Origin of the sequence: Polyangium sp. 15x6, from assembly GCF_029960785.1 — a bacterium.
GTDB lineage: Bacteria > Myxococcota_A > Polyangia > Polyangiales > Polyangiaceae > Polyangium.
On sequence record NZ_JASBQE010000156.1, the window covers coordinates 1 to 20,150 of the forward strand.

General features: G+C 69.9%; 16 protein-coding genes and 1 pseudogene. 8 read left to right on the forward strand and 9 right to left on the reverse strand.

The window, feature by feature from the left end; all coding sequences use genetic code 11:
* The 5 genes from QHF83_RS50045 to QHF83_RS50065 all read left to right on the forward strand — a co-directional run.
* A partial coding sequence (locus QHF83_RS50045) for a hypothetical protein (RefSeq protein WP_282425271.1) occupies window positions 1-978 on the forward strand: 978 nt, incomplete at its 5' end.
* Between the two features lie 350 nt (window positions 979-1,328).
* Complete coding sequence (locus tag QHF83_RS50050; protein WP_282425272.1) at window positions 1,329-2,144, forward strand: phage Gp37/Gp68 family protein; 816 nt, start codon at window positions 1,329-1,331, stop codon at window positions 2,142-2,144.
* Window positions 2,145-2,166: 22 nt separating this feature from the next.
* The gene (locus tag QHF83_RS50055) at window positions 2,167-3,486 is read left to right on the forward strand and encodes a three-Cys-motif partner protein TcmP (protein ID WP_282425273.1); all 1,320 of its coding nucleotides are present in this window, start codon (window positions 2,167-2,169) and stop codon (window positions 3,484-3,486) included.
* Between the two features lie 59 nt (window positions 3,487-3,545).
* Window positions 3,546-4,418 carry a hypothetical protein gene (locus tag QHF83_RS50060; RefSeq protein ID WP_282425274.1) on the forward strand — a complete coding sequence of 291 codons (873 nt, stop codon included), beginning with the start codon at window positions 3,546-3,548 and terminating at the stop codon, window positions 4,416-4,418.
* A 53-nt stretch (window positions 4,419-4,471) separates the two neighbouring features.
* A complete protein-coding gene (locus QHF83_RS50065; protein ID WP_282425275.1) occupies window positions 4,472-6,295 on the forward strand; it encodes an ATP-binding protein in 1,824 nt (607 codons plus the stop codon).
* Here the strand turns inward: QHF83_RS50065 and QHF83_RS50070 are convergent.
* The 7 genes from QHF83_RS50070 to QHF83_RS50100 all read right to left on the reverse strand — a co-directional run bounded on the left by QHF83_RS50070 (window position 6,289) and on the right by QHF83_RS50100 (window position 14,703).
* Window positions 6,289-6,858, reverse strand: coding sequence for a hypothetical protein (locus tag QHF83_RS50070; RefSeq protein ID WP_282425276.1), 570 nt, complete (start codon window positions 6,856-6,858; stop codon window positions 6,289-6,291). The two genes, QHF83_RS50065 and QHF83_RS50070, sit on opposite strands and share 7 nt — an antisense overlap.
* 21 nt (window positions 6,859-6,879) lie before the next feature.
* The gene (locus QHF83_RS50075; protein ID WP_282425277.1) at window positions 6,880-9,027 is read right to left on the reverse strand and encodes a hypothetical protein; all 2,148 of its coding nucleotides are present in this window, start codon (window positions 9,025-9,027) and stop codon (window positions 6,880-6,882) included.
* 82 nt (window positions 9,028-9,109) lie between these two features.
* Entirely contained in the window at window positions 9,110-9,718 is a 609-nt protein-coding gene (locus QHF83_RS50080; RefSeq protein WP_282425278.1) for a hypothetical protein, read from the reverse strand.
* Between the two features lie 71 nt (window positions 9,719-9,789).
* Window positions 9,790-10,017, reverse strand: coding sequence for a hypothetical protein (locus QHF83_RS50085; RefSeq protein ID WP_282425279.1), 228 nt, complete (start codon window positions 10,015-10,017; stop codon window positions 9,790-9,792).
* A gap of 37 nt (window positions 10,018-10,054) precedes the next feature.
* Window positions 10,055-10,852: a lipoyl(octanoyl) transferase LipB gene (gene lipB / locus QHF83_RS50090; RefSeq protein ID WP_282425280.1), complete on the reverse strand. Its 798-nt coding sequence runs from the start codon at window positions 10,850-10,852 to the stop codon at window positions 10,055-10,057.
* Entirely contained in the window at window positions 10,852-12,342 is a 1,491-nt protein-coding gene (locus QHF83_RS50095; protein ID WP_282425281.1) for an HD domain-containing phosphohydrolase, read from the reverse strand. Before QHF83_RS50095 ends, lipB begins: the two co-directional genes overlap by 1 nt.
* Window positions 12,343-12,405: 63 nt before the next feature.
* Window positions 12,406-14,703, reverse strand: a complete 2,298-nt coding sequence (locus QHF83_RS50100) for a pseudouridine synthase (RefSeq protein ID WP_282425282.1) — start codon at window positions 14,701-14,703, stop codon at window positions 12,406-12,408.
* Window positions 14,704-15,062: 359 nt separating this feature from the next.
* Here QHF83_RS50100 and QHF83_RS50105 point away from each other — a divergent pair, with 359 nt between their 5' ends.
* Entirely contained in the window at window positions 15,063-16,406 is a 1,344-nt protein-coding gene (locus tag QHF83_RS50105; RefSeq protein WP_282425283.1) for a hypothetical protein, read from the forward strand.
* On the opposite strand, the gene QHF83_RS50110 is transcribed toward QHF83_RS50105, so the two are convergent.
* The gene (locus tag QHF83_RS50110) at window positions 16,375-17,298 is read right to left on the reverse strand and encodes a matrixin family metalloprotease (RefSeq protein ID WP_282425284.1); all 924 of its coding nucleotides are present in this window, start codon (window positions 17,296-17,298) and stop codon (window positions 16,375-16,377) included. The two genes, QHF83_RS50105 and QHF83_RS50110, sit on opposite strands and share 32 nt — an antisense overlap.
* 16 nt (window positions 17,299-17,314) lie before the next feature.
* Window positions 17,315-17,650: an iron donor protein CyaY gene (cyaY, locus tag QHF83_RS50115; RefSeq protein ID WP_282425285.1), complete on the reverse strand. Its 336-nt coding sequence runs from the start codon at window positions 17,648-17,650 to the stop codon at window positions 17,315-17,317.
* A 106-nt stretch (window positions 17,651-17,756) separates the two neighbouring features.
* Between cyaY and QHF83_RS50120 the strand changes: the two genes are divergently transcribed.
* Together QHF83_RS50120 and QHF83_RS50125 are read left to right on the forward strand one after the other, a co-directional pair.
* Window positions 17,757-19,304 carry a serine/threonine-protein kinase gene (locus QHF83_RS50120; RefSeq protein WP_282425286.1) on the forward strand — a complete coding sequence of 516 codons (1,548 nt, stop codon included), beginning with the start codon at window positions 17,757-17,759 and terminating at the stop codon, window positions 19,302-19,304.
* A gap of 284 nt (window positions 19,305-19,588) precedes the next feature.
* Window positions 19,589-20,150 (forward strand): annotated as a pseudogene (locus QHF83_RS50125) (hypothetical protein); the annotation flags it as partial.

Sequence of the window (20,150 nt, forward strand, 5' to 3'; positions counted from 1 at the left end):
GGCGCGCAGGGCCCCGCGGGTCCCGGCCCTGGCGGCGCGGGCGGCACCGGCGGCGCAGGCGGCGCGGGCGGCTCGGGTGGCTCCGGCGGCGGCGCGACCTGCGACGGCAAGGAGGTCACGATCGAGCAGATCACGAACGCCAAGGCGAGCGGCGCGGTCGGGAAGGGGACGCCCGTGAAGGTGAAGGGCGCCGTCGCCATGAGCCACAAGTTCCTCGTCTCGCAGAGCAACGCCGGAAACTGCCTCTGGGGCGTGTTCGTGTCGGCGCCGGGCCTCGCGGAGACGAAGGAGTACTCCGGGGTGATGGTGCTGAGCTACGGCGTGCCCGCGTCGATCCCGCCGGGCGGCAACAAGGCGTACTGCCCGAAGCTTTCGAATTACTTCGAGGGCGATCCGCTGCCGGGCGACGCGATCCCGGACGACGTGAAGCCGGGCGACGTGCTCGACATCACGGGCGTGGCCGATTCGTTCCTGCTCGCGGCGTGCGCGAACGAGATGAACGGGAGCAAGGTGCCGCAGACGCAGATCGCCTTCACGTGCGCGGTGGAGCGGACGGGGACGGGGCCCGTGCCGGCGCCGCATGCGTTCACGGATGCGGCGGAGGTGGCGAAGCTCGGCTCGACGACGGACGCGGACTTCCACGCCAGGTGGGGCGGCGTGAAGGTGCGGGTTTCGAACGTGAAGCCGGTGCCCCAGCCAAACCCGGCGCCGATGGGGATGGGCGAGGTCGTGGTCGGCGACTACGGCGTGATCAAGCTCCAGGACTCGAACGTCGAGGTCGACGACAAGATCTATTACCGCGGCTACGAGCAAAACGATTGCTACGCGGCGCCGGTGTTCTCGGACATCAATATGACGTTCAATGCGATCGACGGCTTCAGCTACCTCAGCTATTGCACCTGGGGGCTGCAGCCGAACGGCAAATGCACCGATTTCGATCCGAAGAGCGAGGACTGCGGTAGCTTGACCTGCCAGTAGAGGCGCGGCGCGACCGGAGCGGCTCGGAGAGGGAAGAGCTTCGAGCGCGGGGGGGGTTCGCGGGGGGCGGGAGTGAAGAGCTTCACCCGACGCGGTGCAGGAGAGGGGCCGCGCCGGACGTCGTTCCGTTGACGTTCCTCCTCTCCCCCCTTCTCCTCGGAAGAAGCACACGACCTAGGCTACTCGACTGCCTGCTCCGTTCGCAGGGTCTGCTGCGCCGCCAGGCTCATGAGGCTCGTGCTGCGAGGGTGCACGCGCTGCGTCGAACGCGGGTCGCCTGCGAAATGTAACCCTTGCCCCCACCAGGGTTCATACTGTACATACGTCCATATGACGCAACGGATGCCGTCATGAGTGACGGGAGCTCCATCGAGTGGACGGACGCCACGTGGAACCCGGTCCGCGGGTGCACCAAGATCAGCCCCGGTTGTAAGCACTGCTATGCGGAAACTTTCGCGGAGCGGTTCCGGGGCGTCCCTGGCCATCCTTACGAGCAGGGGTTCGATCTCCGCCTCGTCCCGGGCAAGCTACTCGATCCTGTCGGCTGGTCTCGATCGAGAAGGATCTTCGTCAACTCGATGAGCGATCTGTTCCAGGAACAGGTGCCGGAGAGCTACGTCCAGCAGGTCTTCGAGGTCATGGCGGCCGCCGACTGGCACATCTACCAGGTGCTCACGAAACGGGCACGGCGGATGCGTGACCTGACGGCGCAGATGCCCTCACGGCTCGTGCACCGGAAGCATGTTTGGCTTGGCGTGAGTGTGGAGGACCGAAAGTACGGCCTGCCGCGCATCGACGCGCTACGGGAGTCGCCCGCGAAGGTGCGCTTCCTGTCGATCGAACCCTTGCTCGAAGATCTTGGCAGGGTCGATCTGCGGGGGATCGACTGGGTGATCGTCGGCGGGGAGAGCGGGCCTCGGGCTCGGCGGATGGAGGAGGCGTGGGTCCTGTCACTCCGAGATCAGTGCCGCGACGCGGGCGTGTCGTTCTTCTTCAAGCAGTGGGGCGGGGTGCTGAAGGCACGCACGGGGAGGCTGCTTCAGGGGCGAACGTACGACGAGTATCCCGATATCCAAGCTGCGTCGCCTGCAAGCGCGCACGAGCGCATGATGAAGAGGGCTACGCTTCAGAGGATGTTCGGGCTGGATGTGATCGCGGCGGAGTAGTGAGGGAGAAGCGGGGGCGGACGTGCCGAAGAAAGAATACGACTGGAGCAGCGGGCCTGCGGTGCTGGAGCCGCACAGCCTCGCGAAGCACACGATTCTCCAGAAGTACGTAGAGCGGTACGTACAGATCCTCATGCGGGGCGGGAAGGTGCCCCAACTCGGGCTTGTCGTCGTTGACGGCTTCGCTGGGGGAGGTGAGTACGTCATCAAGGGAGAATCCACGATCCGCCCTGGCTCTCCCCTCATCTTGATCGAAGGCGTTCGCAAGGCGATCGACGACATCAACAAGCCACGCCAGAAGCCGATCGTCGTGGATGATCGGTACGTCTTCATCGAGCGGAACGCTGCAGCTTTCAGATACCTGGACGATACGCTCGTGAAGCGGTTCGGAGCCTCGTTCTGCCAAGAGAAGGTCCATCGGATCCATGGATCCTTCGAGGACCACATCTGGGGCGTCGTCGACCAGATCCTGTCCATGCCCAAGCCGACTCCGCGACCGATCTTTGTGCTGGATCAGTACGGATACAGCGACGTTCCGGTCGACATGATCCGTGGGATTCTTCAGAAGTTACCGAAAGCCGAGGTGTTTCTCACGCTCGCCGTGGAGCACATCTCCGCGTACGCCTCGTCGATGCAGGAGGCGCTTGCGACGCTGCGGTCGACCATTCATGTCGACGTGGACTCTCTCTCTGCCCTCATCGAGGGCAGGAAGGAGATCGAGCAGATCGACGAGATGACGGGGCACGATCGGAATCAAACCATGCTCTACGTCCAGTGGCTCCTCCACGAGACGTTTGCCAAGCATGCGGGAGCGACTTGCTACACCCCGTTCTTCATCACGTCGACGAAGAGCCATCGCTCCTACTGGTTCTTGCACCTCGCCAACAGTGCACGAGCGAACGATGTCGTGAAGGAACTTCACTGGGACATCGCAAATCACTTCCGACACCATGGTCGCCCCGGGACCAAGATGCTCGTCTTGGGCTTCGATCCCTCGAAAGCCTCTAAGGACCAGCTCGCGTTCGACTTCGCGTTCGATGACTCCGCTCGCGCGCAGACCGTGGAGGCGTTGATCGATGAACTACCTGCGCTCTTGCAGGAGAAGTACAAGGACGGCGTCTCGCTTCGTACGTTGTACGAGAACCTCTGTAACACCACGCCTGGGTCGAAGAACATGCTTGGCGAAAGTCTGAACACGCTTTGCGGGGTTGGCGAGCTTCGCAAGGAGGGCGCGAAGGGAGAGGTGCGCGAACCGATGACGAAGTTGCTCGATACAGACATCGTGCGTCCGTCTGTTCAGAGCCGCTTGTTCTCGATCCCCGACCTTCGGAAGAAACGTTGATGCATCAACTTTCCCAAGCAAGTTTCCCATAGTCTTGGTCCTCTTGGAGCGGAGGCCACATGTCCAAGACCACGAAGCTGCCGGCTGCTCGCGCAACCAAACGGACACCCCTTGGTAAAAGCGCTGCCGCCGTCAAGAACAAAAAGGCTGCATCCGCGACACCCTTCACGACCGACGACGCCGCGGCGGCGTACGCCTATTTTCTCCTGCTCGCCGAAGCCCTGCCCCCCGAGGACGTCACCATGCGTGGCGGCGACGTAAGCATCGCTCTCACGAACGTTCGTCGCGGCGTCGATGCCATCCGGCCCCACGTCGCGCAGATCCCCAAGCTCCTGCCGAAGGTCGCCGTCCACGAGCTCCTCGAACTGCCTGCGCTCGCGCTCGCGCTCCTCCACGCCGACGGCCGCATCACGAAGGCGACCTCCACCCGCGAGATCGACGCCGCACTCACGCGGATTGGACCGCTGCGGGATCTCACCCTCACGTACCTGGAGATCGTCGCCGAGCTCGGCTTGGTCGCGAAGGATCGCGTTCGCGCGATCCGCACGGGCAAGGGCAAGCTCGACAACGCTCGCGACTGCATCGACATTGCGGGGCTCTTCCGTGAAGTCGCGCCGACGCTCGCCGGGAAACATCCGTTCTCGGACGAGCAGCTCGACGAGCTTGCGAAGACCGGCACTTGGCTCGTGCAAACGTTGAAGCCCGCGAGCTCCACCCGAGCGAAGCGCGCGCGTCCTGCGGCTGCCATGATCCGCGATCGCTTCTGGAAGCTCGTCGAGGACCGTCACGATCAACTGCGCACCGTGGGCGTCGCCCTGTTCGGGATCCGGAACGTGGACGCTCACGTACCACCGCTCCTCTCCCGGACGAGCACGCCCAAGGCCGCCGATGAACAGGAGCGAGGCGCCTCCTCGGAGACGACCCAGCCCTAACCCTTTCGAACCGCTCCCCGAAACGACCCGATTCCGAGTACGCTCGGGGCATCATGGCCGCCCGCCGTACGATCGCCGCGACAAGGCCGAGCCCCTCGCTCCAGGCGCTCCTCGGCCTGTCCGGACTGCTCGCGCGCGGCAAGGCCGGCGGGCTGCTCTCCGAGGCGCTCGCGCTCGTCCTCGAAGGCGTGGGCGCCCAGCGCGGCGCCGCGTACGAGGCCACCGAGGACGGGCTCGAGCTCGTGGCAGACGTCGGGCTGCCCGCGACGTTGCGCGCCTACATCGGCATGTTTCCGAGCTCCGAGGTGGCCTGGTTTCCAGCACAGACGGCCGTCAAGAAGAGGCGCGTGGCCACGGAGACGGACGCCGCCGCGGCGCTCGCCGGGCGGATCGATCCCGAGCTCGTGAACGTCTCCGGCTGGGGGACGATCCTCGCCGCGCCGATCATGATCGGCCGGGACGTGCTCGGCGCGCTGGTCGTCGCTGCGCCGTCGCCGGAGATGCTCTCGCCCGAGGCGACGTTCGTTCTGGAGACGGCGGCGAACATGCTCGCATTGTCGATGGCGCACGAGAAGGCGCGCGATCGCGCGGTGATCCTCGCCGAGGAGGCGAAGCCCCGCGCGGGCACGCAAGACCGGCGCGGCGCGGACGCGAAGCTCGCGCGGCTGGCGATCCTGGGCTCGCTCGCGGCAGGGTTCGCCGACGAGATGCGCTGGCCGCTGTCGTCACTGGGCACGCAGCTCGAGGAGCAAGAGAAGCTCATCGGCCACCTGCGCGTGCGGTTCCCCGGCGTGGCCTCGGCGCTCGACGATCTGGCGCGGATCCAGGACGAAGCGACGACGGCGCTCAAGTTCGCGCGGACGGCCGGGACGCGGCTGCTCTCCGCGCTCGAGGAGTCGAACGCCGAGCCCGTGGACCTCGAGGATCTCGCGCACGAAGCGGCGGCGCTGGTCGAGCCCACGGCGCGCGGGCGCAACGTGGATTTGCTGGTGACGGCCGTGCACGGGTCGTCGCCGGTCGTGGTGGGGAAGCGGAGTGATCTCGGTCAGCTCCTGCTCGCGCTCCTCACGAACGGCGTGGAGGCCTGCACGGTCGCCGCCGGGGCGAAGAAGGCCGGCGAGGCGCCGCAAAAGCCGCTCGTGTGCGTGACCATCACGCGCGACAAGGATCAGGTCTCGATGCGCATCGAGGACTCGGGGCCAGGCATCCCACCCGATGTGCGGGCCGGGATGCTCGAGCCGCTCTTCACGACGAAAAAAGAGTCGATCGGGCTCGGGCTGACGCTGGCGCGGCAGGTCGCGGTGGCGCACGGCGGGACGCTCACGCTCGATCGGTCGGAGCTCGGCGGCGCGCTCGTCAGCGTCGTGCTGCCGGCCGCGCCGGCGGGCGTCACGGTGACGCGGGACCACCCGCCGCCGCCCTCGCGACGGAAACCCTTGATGCCTTCGTCGCCCCCGGCGAGCCCGTCCACGGCCCGCGATGGCTGGACGTCCGCCCCCAAGGCCATCGAGCAAAGGACGTCCCGAAGGCCCGTCCGCGCGCCGCTCCCGGTCGGAAACGCGCTCGTGGTCGCCGCGGATACGGACGTCTGTGCGCCCACGCAGCGGGTGCCGCGGACGCCGTCCGGATCGCAGGCCGCGCAGACGCCGAAGGTCCCGGCGGTGGTGACGTCGCACGGGTCGAGGACGACGCCGCGCGTGACCATCGTTTCGTCGCCGAAGCCGCGCGACTCGTCGCAGATCGCGACGCAGAAGATGCCGCCGAAGGTGGCCCGCGCGAGCACGACGCCGGGCGGGAGCGTGGTGCCGACCGCGCGGGTGCCCGAAGCGCCGCGAAAAGCGCCGCGATCCCGCCGGTCGAAAGAATCGCCTCAATAACCCCAGACGTATTCGGCGCGGAGGAAGGCGCTGATCATCTGGTCGAAGCCGCCCTGGGGGCCGAGGAGGAGCACGCCGTACCGGCCCGAGGCGCCCACCGTAAAACTGCGGCTGATCTGGTAGTCGATGCCAAACGGAATGGAGAGGCCGAGGCGGCCGCTCGTGCAGCCCGTCTCGCCGGCCGCGCCGCAAGGGTCGAAGGCCGAGACCGCATACCCGCCGGCCATGACGCCGAACCAGGGGACCCAGCGCAGGACATCGAGGACGTATCCAACGCCCACGCCGCCGCCGGCGAGGAGGACGGGCGGAGAGCCGGGGGCGAAGCTGCCATCGACCTGGACCATGAGGTTGAAGGCGTCCGTGAGGCCGTACGTGCCATGCAGAGCGACGCCGACGCCGTCGAGCGAGGTCGCCGTGGTGGGAATGCTCCCGCCGGGCAGGACGAGGGAATACCCGAGCCCGCCGCCGACGTGCCACTGCCGCTCGTAGGCCCCGGCCGCAGGCGCGAAGGCCAGAATCGAGAGGATCGAAGCAAGGAGCAAGAACGCGCGGGTCCGTCGCATCGGACAGAGCGATAGCACCTTTTACAGGTCGAGGTGCCGCGCGAGCTCGATCCGCGTCGGATCCGAGGCGACGCCGCGCAGGAATCGATAACGCGCCTCCCAGCGCGCCGCGGCCTCGGCGTCGCCACGCATGCGCGCGGCGTCGGCGCGGGCGAAGGCATACGAGCGGAGCGAGAAGCGGCGCGTGTCGAAGGCGGAGACGGCGTCGAGCCAGACCTCGACGTCCCCCTCGGAAGGCGGGAGCAAGCGCCCCGCGAGCGCGAGGTGCACGCCGAGCCAGGGCGGGGCGTCGCCGCGATCCCGGAGCGCCGCCCATCGTCCCGCGTGGCGGAGCGCGGGCTCCGCGGCCGCGAGGCCGACCCAGCCGTCGAGCGCGCGCGCGACCCGCGCCGATTGCGCGCCCGCGTCGCCAGCCCGATACGGTTCGAGCGGATGGCCGAAGCCGATCCACGTGAGCGCCGCGCCCGCCTCGACGTCCGCCCACGGAGGCGGCGGCGCGGTCCTCGCGCCGAGCGCCGCGAGCTGCCAGCGCGCCCGCGCCGCGAGGAGCACGTCGCGGCAAGCCTCGGCGCGAGCCTCCGCGCGTTCGGCGGACGCCCGCGCCTCCTCGCGCTTGCCGAGCGCCATCGCGAGCTCGGCCCGCTGGAGCGCGACCGCGGCCGGGATTCGCGGATCCGAGGCGATTTTCCCCTTCAACTCGTCCTTCGCCGGCGCGTCGTCCACGGCGAGCTCCGCGAACGCTTTCTCCCGGTCACCGGCCAACCGGAACACGTTCGACCGCAAGAGCGCGCGCCCGTGGGACCCGAGGCCGAGCGCAGTCGCGGCCTCGTCGGCGGCGGTCGCTCCACCGACGGCCTCGCCTTCCCGCGCGAGCGCCATCGCCGCTTCGAGCCAGAGCGCGCCTCGCGCCGCGACGAGCGCCTCCGCGGTCGCGCCGCGCGTGCCTTCCTTGGGCGCGCGGAGCTTCGCTTCGAGCCCGAGCACGCCGCGCGCCGCCGCGACGAACGCCGCCCCCGGGACCACCGGCGGCGGCTCCGCGTCGCCGAGCTCGGGGCGCCGCTCGGCGAGCCACTCGGTCGCGGTCCACGCGATCGGCGCGGCGAGCGGATCCTCGTCGTCGCGAGCCCGCGAGAGCCGAGCGACCTCGTCCGCGTCGAGATCCGCGCCCGCCGCGAGCACCGCCGCGAGCAGCGCGATCCGCGCGCCCGCCCCGCGCGGTCCATTCTCCAGGAGCGACCTCGCGGCCGCGATGGCCGATCGCACGGGCTCGGTCGCCTCGCCGTTCGCGTGCGACGTCGCGAGGCGCAGCCGCAGGAGCGCGCGTTGCTCCACCGCGTCCGCGCCGCCCGCCTGCGGCTTCTCCGGCATCGGAGGCGGTGATGCGCCGGCGCGCGCGGCGCAGGCGACGAGGAGCGCGCGGACCTCGCCGAAATCCCGCGACATTCCCTCGTATCGTCGCGCCGCCCGATCATCCTGCACGAACGGCAGCATCTCGAACCCGCGCTTCGGATCGTCGCCGAGGCCCATGCAGAGCACCGTGGCGATCGCCGTGCGGTGGTCGTGATCGCGCGGATCGTAGTCGGCGTACCTCCGCGCGAGGAGCTCGGCGCGCTTCGGATCGGCTTCGAGCAGCGCCGCGCGCATCGCCGCGATCCGCACGCGGAAGTCGAGCCACGTCTCGCCCCGCGCGAGCAGCGTGCGGCGATCGCCCACCGCGTCCGCTTCCCGCCCGACGTCCGGCGCGCCGACCGAGGGGCCGAGCTCGTCGAACGTGAGGCGCTGCGAGCCGTTTTTCACGACCGTGGCTTCGTGGTCGAGCGCGTCCGCCGCCTTGGCCAGGCGCTCCGGCGCCCCCGAGACGGCCGCTTCGACGTAGTTCGCGAGTGCGACCCGCGCGTTGAGCTCCTCGGCCCGGTAGCGCGCGCGGTTCGCCGTCAGCGGCAGGCGCGCCGGGAGGAGCATCCATTCGATGGGCCCGCGGCACCCGAGCTCATCGGGAGGCTGCGGCGATTCGAACGACGCGAGGCACGCCTTCGCCTCCCGCGTCCCGTGCGCGAGCATGAGCTCCGGCACGGTCACGAACGCGGCCGCGCCCGTGCCGAGGACAGCGACGCTGGCGAGCGCGATCGTCCGCGCCTTGCTCAGCTGCTTTTGCCGCGTCGCGCCCATGTGGCGCCCTTCTTAGCTGATTTTCGGTCGCCGCTGCACGGGCGAGCGATCGATCGGAGGCTTCTTTTGCGCCGTTCGCCCGTCAAATCACCGTCGCCGCGACGGCGATCCCGGCCGCGATCGACCCGAGGCCGGCGAGGGCCTGCAGGCGCGGGCCGAGCGACGGGGCGACGCGGGTGAGCGAGCGCATCGGCCAGGCCACGAGCGCCGCGATGAGCGCCATGCCGATCACCGACGCGAGCCCGAAGACGCCCACGAAGACCAGCGCCGCCGTGCGCGCCTGCATCGTGCTCGCCACGAGCAGCGTGAGGGCGGCTGTCCCCGAGGCGCCGTGCACGAGCCCGACCAGGAGCGGCCGCTTGACCGTCTTCGGAGGGGCGCTCTCCTCTGCGACCTTCTGCCGGCGCGACACGAGCGCGCCGATTCCGAGCCCGACCAGCATCACGGCCACGGCGATGTCGAGGGCGAGGGCGATCGAGGGGGGCACGGTCGCGCCCGAGGCCACGAGCGCGCCGCCGACGAGCACCATCACGGCCCCGTGCCCGAGCCCCCAGAGCGCCCCGGACCAGGCCGCGCGCGCGACCGTCCCGCCGCGCGCCACGAAGGTGCACACGGCTGCGACATGATCTGCCTCGAACGCGTGCTTGAGCCCGAGACCAAGGCCGAGGACGCTCGCTGCCACGACGGACATGGCGCGCACCGTAGCACAGCGCGATCCATCTGTGTCACCCGGTTCGGCTCGGTTCGCCCGGTTCGTTCCATTCACCAGGGAGGCCGACCCGAGGGCGGGGGCGGCGGCGGCTTGGCCGGGAAGGAGAGGCCGCAGTCCTCGCAGATGATGGCGATGTCGAGCCCGTCGAGGAAGGGGTTGTTTCGTCGCCGCGGCGGCGTGCCCCGGCCGCCGCACCGCGGGCAGCGATCCGAGGAAGGATCGGCCGACGTCGCGGAGACGGAGACCTGGGCAGGCGGAGGCGAAGAAGCAGACCCCACGAGTCACGAGGATCGCACGAAGCGACCTCGCGCGGAATCAGCCGGCGGCGGGTTTTTCTTGCTCTGCGGGGCCAAAAGATGCTCGGGCCTGCCCCGGGAGCGCGCTCTCGAGATCGGATACGTCCGAGATGTCCTCTACCCGCGCGACGGAAAGTTCGAGCCCGCGCGAAAGGAGCGCGTGGCACCCGAGCGCGACGTCACGCACAGCGGGCGCGCGGCCGACGAGCTCCTCGATCGACGTGACGCCGTGGTCGCGGATCCCGCACGGGACGATCAAGCCGAAGCTGGCGAGATCCACGGACAGGTTGAACGCGAAGCCGTGCATCGTGACCCATCGCGAGAGGCGCACGCCGATGGCGCCGAGCTTGGCGATCTCGCCGGCCCAGGGCGCGCCGGCCCACTCACCGGGCTTCGCGCGATCGACCCACACGCCGATGAGCCCATCGACGACGCCCGACTCCACGCCGAGCTCGCGCGCGAGCAGGATCATCACCTCCGCGAGGGATCGAACGTAGCGGCGGACGTCGCATCGATCCGGCTTGAGATCGAGGATCGGATAACACACGAGCTGTCCGGGCCCGTGATAGGTCACGTCGCCGCCGCGGCCGGTCTGCACGAGATCGACGCCGCGCTCGGCGAGCAGCTCCTCGCCGAAGAGCACGTTGCCCGCGTCGGCGGCGCGGCCGAGCGTCACGACGGGCTCGTGCTCGACGAGCAGGATGAGGTCTTCGATGTGCCCGTCCGCGCGGAGCGAGACGAGCTGCTGCTGCAGCGCGTGGATGGGCTCGTAGCGCCGTCGACCGAGGAAATACGCCTTCGCCTGTCTCTCGCCCACTACTCCGGCACCTTGTCTCCGGCGCTGCGCCGCTCGTCGCGGTAGCCCTCGATGTTCTCCGTGAAGTTCGCGGCGACCTCGGGATCGAACTGCGAGCCGGAGCAGCGCTCGATCTCGGCCACGGCGACCTCGTGCGGCAGCGCGCGGCGATAGGATCTGTCACTCGTCATGGCGTCGTACGTGTCGGCCACGGCGATGATGCGCGCGATGATGGGGATCTCGTTGCCCTTCAACTTGAGCGGATATCCGCGCCCGTCCCAGCGCTCGTGGTGCAGGTGTACGCCCGGGATGAGCGGGTGCAAGAACTTGATGGGATCGAGGATGTCGCGCCCGAAGACCGGGTGCTTCTTGAAGACCTCGTACTCGTCCTGCGTGAGCTTGCCGGGCTTGTTGAGGTTGAGGACGCAGCCGATCTTGCCGATGTCGTGCATGAGCGCGCTCTGCCGGACGATCTCCACCTCGTAGGCGGAGAGGCCGAGCTGCCTGGCGAGGAAGACGGCGTAGAGCGCGACGCGATCCGAGTGGCCCGAGGTGTAACGATCCATCTTGTCGATGGCCTTCGCGAGGCCCTGGATCGTCTGCTGGAACGTCGCCTGCAGATCCTGGTAGAGGCGCGCGTTCTCGATCGCGGCGGCGGCGCGCGAGGCGATGATGCTGAGGAGCTTGCGTTGCCCCTCCTCGAAGCGCCGTCCCTTCGAGAACGAGCCGAGCGCGATGAACCCCATGAACCGCTGGCCGATGCGCAGCGGCACCGCGACGATCGAGTAGAGCGGCACCTCGGGCGGCGCCGAGAAGAACTTGAGCCCGCGCGGCCCTTGCTCGAGCAGCGTCGCCTCGGTGCGCAGGTGCTCGGCGATCTTGTCGTGATCGAGCACGCCGATCGCCGCGTCCTCGGGCAGCAGAGGTCCGCGGATGTGCTGCCTTTCGAAGAGCCCGCCCTCGCCGTCGTCGAGCCACGTCGAGACGAGATCGCTGCGCACCTCCGAGAGGCAACTCTCGGCCACGGTCTCGAGCACCTGATCGAGCGAGAGGCTCGCCTGGATGGCCTCACTGACCTTGTACAGCCCGAGCGCCTCGCGCAGCCGCAGGTTCTCCGCGGCCATGCGTTGCTTCTCGAGGCCGCGCTGCACGACGTGGATCACCTCGTCGAGCTTGAAGGGCTTGAGCACGTAGTCGTACGCGCCGCGCTTCATCGCGTCGATCGCCGTCTCGACCGTGCCGAACCCCGTCATGATCACGGTCAGCGCGTCGGGCGCGCTCTTGCCGATCTCGTCGAGCAGCGCGATGCCGCCCATCTTCGGCATCTTGAGGTCGCTGATGATGAGATCGTAGTGCGACTTCGTGAGCTCCCCGAGCGCGGCGGTGCCGTCTTCGGCGGTGCGGACGATGTAGCCCTCCATGCCCAGGAAATCCGCCAGCATGTCGCGGATGACCTTCTCGTCGTCGACCACGAGGATACGCGGGCGCTCTTCCGTGAGTTGAGACGGCACGGCGCGAGCCTACCAGATCGTGGACTTTTGCGGGCGGTATGTAGGTAGGTTGGTCGGGTCCGCTCAGTCGTCGTCGGAGACGATGGCGTGACGGATCGTGCGGGGAGACTCGTCGAGCTCGGGGACGTGCTCGGTCGGCGCCTCCGTGATGGTTGGCGAGGGGAGTCCACCCGGCGGCGCGTACGTCGGCGGCGGCGCGTAGGCGGGCGGCGGCGTGGCGTACGACGGCGGCGCCGCGAACGAATCGGGCGACGCGTACGACATCGGCTCGGCGAGCGAGTCCGGGGGGTACGACGGCGGCGGCGGCGCGAGATCGTTCGGCATCGGACCGATCGCGGGCTGCGAGCCGCCCCGATCGAGCGGACGTGGCGGCGGCATCGGCGCGCTCGCCGGCTCCCCGGGCAGCATCGACGATGCCCGGTTCTCGCCGAGCGCGTGCTTCTGCTCGAGGAACTTGATCACGGACGAACCCGTCGCGCGCTCGAGCGACGCGCGCAGATCGCCCGGCAGCGTCGACTCGATGAGCAGCTTCGCGCCCGTGCGCGGATGCACGATCTCGATGCGGATGAGGTGCACGAACGAGCGATCGAGGCCGTGCTTCTCCTCGAAGTAGCGGTTCGTGGGCACGTGACCGTAGCGCTCGTCGCCGAGCACGGGATGCCCGATCGCCGCGAGGTGGCGGCGGATCTGGTGCGGCCTGTGCCCGTCGGGGATCACGCGCAGGATCGAGTGGCCCGAAGCGACGGCGAGGCGGCGGTACCGCGTCCTCGCCATGTAGCTGCGGCCGCCCTCGCGAAGATCGCGCGCGATGGCGCCCTTCGTCGGCGTGACGCCCTTCGCGGCGACGAGGTAGATGAGCCGACCGCTCGTGGCGAGCGCCGTCGTCCAGAGCTGCCGCGCCACCTCGTTCCGCGCGAAGATGCAGAGGCCGCTCGTGCCCGTGTCGAGCTTGTTCACCACCTTGAGGTTCGAAACGCCGGGCAAGCGCAGACAGCGCTGCATGAGCGAGCCGAGGTACTCCGGCTGGTTCTCGACCGGCTCGTGCGGGCCCTTCTCGACCACGATGACGTCGTCGTCCTCGTAGATCACGCGCGGCTGCGCGGGCGGTGCGCGCTTGAGCACCGCGACCGTCTCGACCTCTTCCGTCAGAGGGATCATGTCGATCGGAATGAGCTCGCTCGACGTGTAGCCGAGGCGGCTGAAGTGATCGAGGTCGCGCGCGAGCGTGTCGGGGTCGCACGAGACGTAGATGCAGAGCGGCGCGCCGAGGCGGGCGATGGCCTCGCGCGCCGCGGGGGAGACCCCGCGACGCGGCGGGTTCATCACCACGGCGTCGAACTTCTCGTTGTTCGCGAGCAGCGAGTTCACCACGTCGGCCGAGTCGCCGACGCGCGCGTCGAGCTTGCCGAGCCCCTGCGCTTCGGCCGCCGCGCGCGCGTTCTGCACCGCGGGCGCGAACGACTCCACCATCGTCACGATGTTCTTCGCGTGCGACAGCGCGATCGAGATCGCGCCCGAGCCGCCGTAGAGATCGAGCACGCGCGGCTGCCTGCGGTTCGTGCCCGTCTCGTCGATCAGGAGCTGCATGTCGAGCGAGGCGATCTCGCGCGTGATGAGCGCGTGCACGCGCGACGCCTGGCCGCGGTGCACCTGCACGAACGAGCCGAACGAGGCCACGTGGTACGTCGGCCCGATGCGATCCTCGGCGTGCGGCACGCCGTCGAGCACCATCGTCTCCGGCCCGAGGATCTGCGGCGCGTCCGCCTCGTGCAGGTTCGCCGCGATGCCCACGACGCGCGGCAAGAGCGCCCGGATCGCGCGCCCCGCCTCCTTGAGCTCCTCGCGCGACGGCACGCGATCACGCTGCAGCACGAACGTCAGCAGCACGCCGACGCGGTTGCCTTGCGCGGTCGTCGTCGTCTCGGGCAGCGCCGTCGTGCTCGGCATGTGCACCTCGCGCAGATCGATCGCGCGGAGCACGCCGCCGCCGTGTGGATCGTACGGCAGGAGCAGCCCGCGGGCCTCCGGCGGCGGCGACGCGATGAGGCCACGCAGGACCGTCGTCACCTCCGCGAGCGCGGGCGCGAGCACGCGACAGTTCGGGATGTCGATCACGTCGTGGTTGCCGGAGCGGCCGTAGAGCCCGATGCCGCCCGTCGGCGACACGATGAGCTTCGCGCGGCCGCGGTAGCCCACGATCTGATCGCCGGGCACGACCTGGCGCGTGTACAGAAGCTCGAGCGCCGGGTAGTGCACGATCGCGCTCACCACGCGCGCGCGCTTCGTCGTGAGCTGCTGGGCGTAGTCCATCCCGATGAGCGGGCAGCCGCCGCATTGCTCGGCGTGCACGCACTCGATCATCGTCGACGGGATCTCGCCGGCTCGCAGGGTCCGACGCGTGGGATTCGAAAGAATACCCCGCCCGGTACCTGCGGCCCCGGGGGTGTTATCGGGACCGTTCGGCCCGTTTTTCCCTGCGCCTGGGTCCATCAGCGGTAGATTACAAGCGTCACTCGGGGACGTCGAAGCAGGAAAACTCGCGGCCCATCGTTTTCTTTCTCGGGCGGGGAATCTCACCACCGGACGGTCGGGGCCGGACCCGGGGTCACCCTCGGAGGCCGCCGGACGAGGGCGGTGGTAACTTTGTCGGCACGGCCGCTCGGGGCCGCGTAGGATGCGGACCGGCGAGGGCGATGGCAGCCCGCGCGATCGACCGAGCCATGCCGAAGAGGCGTACCAGCGCCGCAGGTCGCGACCGACGAACAGGCCCGGATCGTCCCGGGCCGACGTGGATCCGCCGCCGGCTCGGGGTCGGTTTCGCCGTCGCTGCCGCCGGGTTTTCCCCCGCATTCGCGCACGCTGCGCCCGGGGATGCGCAGGCCCAGAAGGGGATCGCGCTCGCCCGGAAGGGCGAATGCGGCGACGCCGTCCCGCTGCTCGAAGAGGCCGAGGGCATCCGGCATCGGCCCGAGACGGCGGTCGCGCTCGCGAGCTGTTACGAGATGGCGGCCGAGCTCCTCCAGGCGAGCGCCCTCTACGGTGTCGTCGCCGAGGAGCCGCCCGATCGGACCCACACCCGCGGCGATCGCGCGGCCATCCAGACCGCCAAGCGCAAGCTGCGCGACGTCGAGGCCCGCATTCCCACGCTCTCCTTCGTGATCCCCAAGGGCTACGAGGGCGTCGTCGTCACGATCGACGGCGAGCCCGTCGAGCAGCCGACCGAGCCGCAGAAGGTCGATCCCGGCGACGAGCTCGCCGTCGTGATGAAGGCCAAGGGCCGCAAGGAGCGCAAGGAGACGATCACCCTCGACGAGCGTGAGCGCCGCGTCGTCACGCTCGATCTCGCGCCGCTCGGATCCTCGGCCGCGCCCGGTCCCACGGTCCCTTCGAAGGAGCCGCGCCTCTGGCTCGGCGCCGCGTACCGCGGCTACGTCATCCCGCGGTTCGCCATGAACATCTTCGGCGACGGCGGGCGGACCGTGGTCGCGCCGGGCGGAGCGCTCTCGCTCGTGCGCCCCTCGGGCAACCTCGACATCACGTTCACGCTCGGATACGCGGCCTTCCTCCTGCCGCCCACGCCCTTCAAGCCGCGCGGCACGCCCGACACGGAGTACGAGATCGTCTGGGCCGATCTCTCCTCCCTGCAGGCTTCCTTCGAGCTCGTATGGAACATCCCGCTCGATCGCGCGCAGCGCTTCCGCTTGCGCATCGGCGGCGGCCTCGGCGTCGGCTACACCTTCTTCGGCGACCTCTACCGCACGCAGGCCTATCCGCCCGGCTTCGCGCCCGCGGATCCGTACACGTACCGGCCTTGCATCGCGCCGAACGATCCGCCGGGCAGCTTCCGTTACTGCAACCAGCTCGACAAGGACATCGACCATTACGGCGCCTACGAAGAGCCGAGCTGGTTCGACGGGGGCGTGCGGCCGCTCGTCTACCCGTGGGTCGTCCTGCCGAGGATCGGCGTCTCGTTCCGGCCCACGCCGCGCGTCGCGATCGATCTCGACGTCGCGCCGACCCTCTCGGGCATCCTCACCGGCCTCGGCGTGCGCTTCGGGCTCTGATCCTTCGAGCGCAAACGATCCCGAGCGCCACGAGCGCGAGCGCCGGCGCGGCGTCTCCCGCCTCGCCGCTGCCGGCTGCACCGCGCACGCTGCAGTCGCCTTCCGTCTGCTTCGCCGCGCATTCCGGCGAGAAGCCGTGGCGGGGCAGGGGATTGCAGCGCGCCGTGTCGACGGGCTCCCCCGTGGGCGGATAGACCTCGCAGATCGCCGCGATGTCGTCCGCCGCGAGCGTGCGCGGCAGGAGGCTGCCCGACGTGTAGTTCGGCCACATCGTCGCGTTCGCGTCCTCCGCGTGCGCGAGCCCGAGGAAGTGCCCGGCTTCGTGCGTCATCACGGAGAGCAGATCGGTCTGCACCTCCTCGGGGTTGTCCGACGTCGTGAAGGGGAAGCCGTGCGTGTTGACTTCCATGTCCGCGTCGTAGATCTCGCCCGTCTTCGTGTCGAACGTCACCGTCGTCAGCGCGATGTTGTGCGGCCCATCCGGGTGCGTCCACGTCGCGTCGCGAAACACGACCACGTTCGCGTTCCCCGCCTTCGAGTTGTACTCGACCCGATCACACGCGACGGGCCCGAGGTTCTGCACGTGGATGTTCGGCGGCCCAGGCAGCGCCGTCTCGCAGACCGGCTCCTCCCACGCCCGGAACGACTCCTCGACGACCGCCAGGGCCAGCGGGTAGGGCACCTCCTCCGAGCCTTCCACCTGCACGCTCACGCCCACGCAGGGCCGCTTCCAGAGCAGCGGCTTGCAGGCCGGGTCGTCCCAGGGCGGGGGCCCGCAGAGCTGGCCCTCGGCGCACGTCGAGGCGCGGCAGTAGGCGGGGGCCTCGGCTGCCGCGCTCGTCACGAGCGCGAGCGCGAGCGCGGCGAGGGCAAGGCGAGGCACAGAGCGCATGCCGGCTCCTCCGCGCCTAGGGGGTGAGCTCGATCGTCCTGCCGAGCTTGCGCGACAGCACGGCCTGCACGGTCGTCCAGAGCTCCGCGCCGTCCTTCGAGGCGTTCCAGCTCGCCCCGCCGGCGCGCGGGTCGAAGTGCCAGGCGTTGTGCTCCGCGGCCATCCAGATTTGCCGCGCCGCGCGGTGGCTGTTGATGACGTACCGGGTTCCGTCCTGGAACTCGACCGTGAGGACCCCCATCTGCAGGTCCACCTCGAGCCCGTCCTGGTCGCCGAGCGCCCGCTCGAGCTTGCGCAGCGTGTCGTCCGCGGCGCGTTCGAAGTCCCGTTCCGAGATCCCCTCGGTGCTCATGGGTCGAACCTACCTCGGGCGAAGGCGAGCGCCAAGCGGCCGCGCCCCGCTTTCGTTTGGCCTCGGGATTGACTAGGATGGTGAGTCACCCGAGGACGCCTAGCGCATGCCGGAGACGAAGAAGATCACCCCCGGCCTGGTCATCGCCGGTCGGTATCGCGTGATCCGGGAGCTCGGGCGCGGCGCGGTCGGCTCCGTGCACCTCGTGCAGCACGTCCACACGGACGAACAGTTTGCACTCAAACTGCTGCACGACCCGGCCGCGGCGAGCCCCGAGAAGATCGCCCGCTTCCGTGTGGAGGCGCGCGCGCCGGCGCGGATCGACAGCGATCACGTCGTGCGCATCACGGACGCCGACGTCGCGCCCGAGCTCAACGGCGCGCCCTTCTTCGTGATGGAGTACCTCCGCGGCCGCGACCTCGGCGCCGAGCTCGACGGCCGCGGCGCGCTGCCCGCCCCCGAGGTCGTGCTCTACATGCGGCAGGCGGCCCGCGCGCTCGACAAGGCGCACGCCCTCGGCATCGTCCATCGCGACCTCAAGCCGGAGAACCTCTTCCTCATCGAGCGCGAGGACGGCGTCCCTTGCATCAAGCTCGTCGACTTCGGCATCGCCAAGCTCACGGGCGACGCGGCCACGATCGCGCAGATCGTCTCGCGCACGCAGACGGGACGCATCTTCGGCACGCCGCTCTTCATGTCGCCCGAGCAGGCCACGGGACGCGTCTCGCTCGTCGGGGCCGCGACGGACGTGTGGGCCCTCGGCCTCGTCACGAACCGCCTCCTCACGGCCCGAGATCACTTCGAGTCCGACACCGTCGCCGAGCTCATCGGCAAGATCGCGTACGACCCCATCCGCCCGCCGAGCGCGCTCGGCGCCATGCTCGGGCCTGCCTACGACGCCTGGTTCCTCCGCTGCTGCCATCGCGAGATCGGCAAGCGCTTCCGCTCCGCGGGCGAAGCCGTCACCGCGCTCGCGGCGGCGCTCGGGATCGAGGAGGGCGACGCGCTCATCGACGCCGTCATCTCCTCGCGGCGCGCGCTCGGCGGCATGGCCTACAGCGAGACCATGCGCGCGCCGCCCTCGGGGCGCGACTCCATCGACATCCTCCTCGACGCCCTCGAATCGAAGGCTCCGCCGCCCGCGTCGGCCTTGCCCGCGAGCACCCCGGCGCTCCCTCCGAGCGCTCCGGCGTTCCCCGCGATCAAGCCTCCGCCTGTCCCTCGGCTCCCGGCCACGCTCTCGGATCCGCATCTCCCCGCGCACGTGCCCACGCCTCCGCCGAGCGCGGCCGCGAGCTCCGCCGACGCCGTGGTTCGGCCTGCGCTCGACATCCCGCCTCCGCCTCGCGCCTCGCGTGGCTCCGTCTACGTCGGCCTCGCCGTCGCCGCGGCGCTCGCGGCGGGCCTCGTGCTCGGCGTCGTCTTCATCCAATCGAGCGACCCCGACGCGCCCGTCGCCGCGACGAGCGCCTCTCCCGCGGCTTCGGGCCTCCCGCCCTCGGCCCGCGCGAGCCTCCCCCCGCCGCCTTCGCCTTCTGCATCGACCCTCCTTCCGGCCTCCTCGGTCGCGCCGGCCCCCTCGGCGTCGGCTGCGCCCAGCGTCCTTCCTCGGGGCACCTTTCCTCGCAAGGATCCGCTCTCCGGCCGCCACTAGGAGGGAGAATTCGGGGCGTCGCCCCAAACCCCACGGGGGGCTGTCCGCCCCCTCGACCCCGGACCAGGCACGGCCTGGACCGAAGGCGGAAAACCCGCGCAATGCGCGGCTTTTCCGACGGGCCCGGGGAAGCGTGAACCTCACGGCGGGGAGGGGCTCCCCGGGGGTTGAACGGTCGACACGTCGTGACGATGCGCACGGCCCGGCATTGGCGCGGCCGTTACTCGGACCTTGCGTCCGGGCTATCCAGCGTTTCGAGTAGCCTGCACATGGGGGGCAGCGCGATGCATCTCTTCCTTTCGGTGGTCCGCTGGGCGTCGTCTCTCCACCGCGCTGGGGCGTCGCGGATCGGCGTCGTCGTGCTCCTCATCCTCGGGCTCGTTTTGCCCGCGTCGCCCGCGCTCGGGCAAGAATGCAAGCGCAAGACGCCGATCCGGTACATCGGCATTTGCGCGCACCCGCACGGCCCGGCCTACAATGAGTGGACCTATGATTTCGATGGGAACCCGGTCTTCGGCCCTGCCGCCCGGCAGCTCGTCGCTTGCCACGACCTCACGCCGCTCTTCGTCTTCGACCCACGCGCGGACCTGAAGAACCGCGGGTTGATGCCCATAACGTTCCACGGCAATGTCGCGTCTTGCGAGCCGCCGCCTCCGCCCAAGCCGAAGCCTGCGCCTCCGCCGGCACCTGCGAAGAAGTCGGCCCCGCCGCCGAAGGAGCTGAGCATTGGTCTCATCTGGGAGGCGCCTCGCCGGGGCGCTGCCCCGGGCCCCGCGGGGGCTGTTCGCCCCTCGACCCGAACCAGGGCAAGCCCTGGACTCGGGATGGAAGAACTGCGCGGAGCGC

Excerpts from the sequence above, each read along its gene's own strand:
- QHF83_RS50050 (WP_282425272.1), top strand. The coding sequence starts at position 1,329 with ATGAGTGACGGGAGCTCCATCGAGTGGACGGACGCCACGTGGAACCCG.
- QHF83_RS50120 (WP_282425286.1), top strand. The coding sequence starts at position 17,757 with ATGCCGGAGACGAAGAAGATCACCCCCGGCCTGGTCATCGCCGGTCGG.
- QHF83_RS50060 (WP_282425274.1), top strand. The coding sequence starts at position 3,546 with ATGTCCAAGACCACGAAGCTGCCGGCTGCTCGCGCAACCAAACGGACA.
- QHF83_RS50100 (WP_282425282.1), bottom strand. The coding sequence starts at position 14,703 with ATGATCGAGTGCGTGCACGCCGAGCAATGCGGCGGCTGCCCGCTCATC.
- cyaY (WP_282425285.1), bottom strand. The coding sequence starts at position 17,650 with ATGAGCACCGAGGGGATCTCGGAACGGGACTTCGAACGCGCCGCGGAC.
- QHF83_RS50075 (WP_282425277.1), bottom strand. The coding sequence starts at position 9,027 with ATGGGCGCGACGCGGCAAAAGCAGCTGAGCAAGGCGCGGACGATCGCG.
- QHF83_RS50065 (WP_282425275.1), top strand. The coding sequence starts at position 4,472 with ATGGCCGCCCGCCGTACGATCGCCGCGACAAGGCCGAGCCCCTCGCTC.
- QHF83_RS50105 (WP_282425283.1), top strand. The coding sequence starts at position 15,063 with ATGCCGAAGAGGCGTACCAGCGCCGCAGGTCGCGACCGACGAACAGGC.
- QHF83_RS50070 (WP_282425276.1), bottom strand. The coding sequence starts at position 6,858 with ATGCGACGGACCCGCGCGTTCTTGCTCCTTGCTTCGATCCTCTCGATT.
- QHF83_RS50080 (WP_282425278.1), bottom strand. The coding sequence starts at position 9,718 with ATGTCCGTCGTGGCAGCGAGCGTCCTCGGCCTTGGTCTCGGGCTCAAG.
- QHF83_RS50110 (WP_282425284.1), bottom strand. The coding sequence starts at position 17,298 with ATGCGCTCTGTGCCTCGCCTTGCCCTCGCCGCGCTCGCGCTCGCGCTC.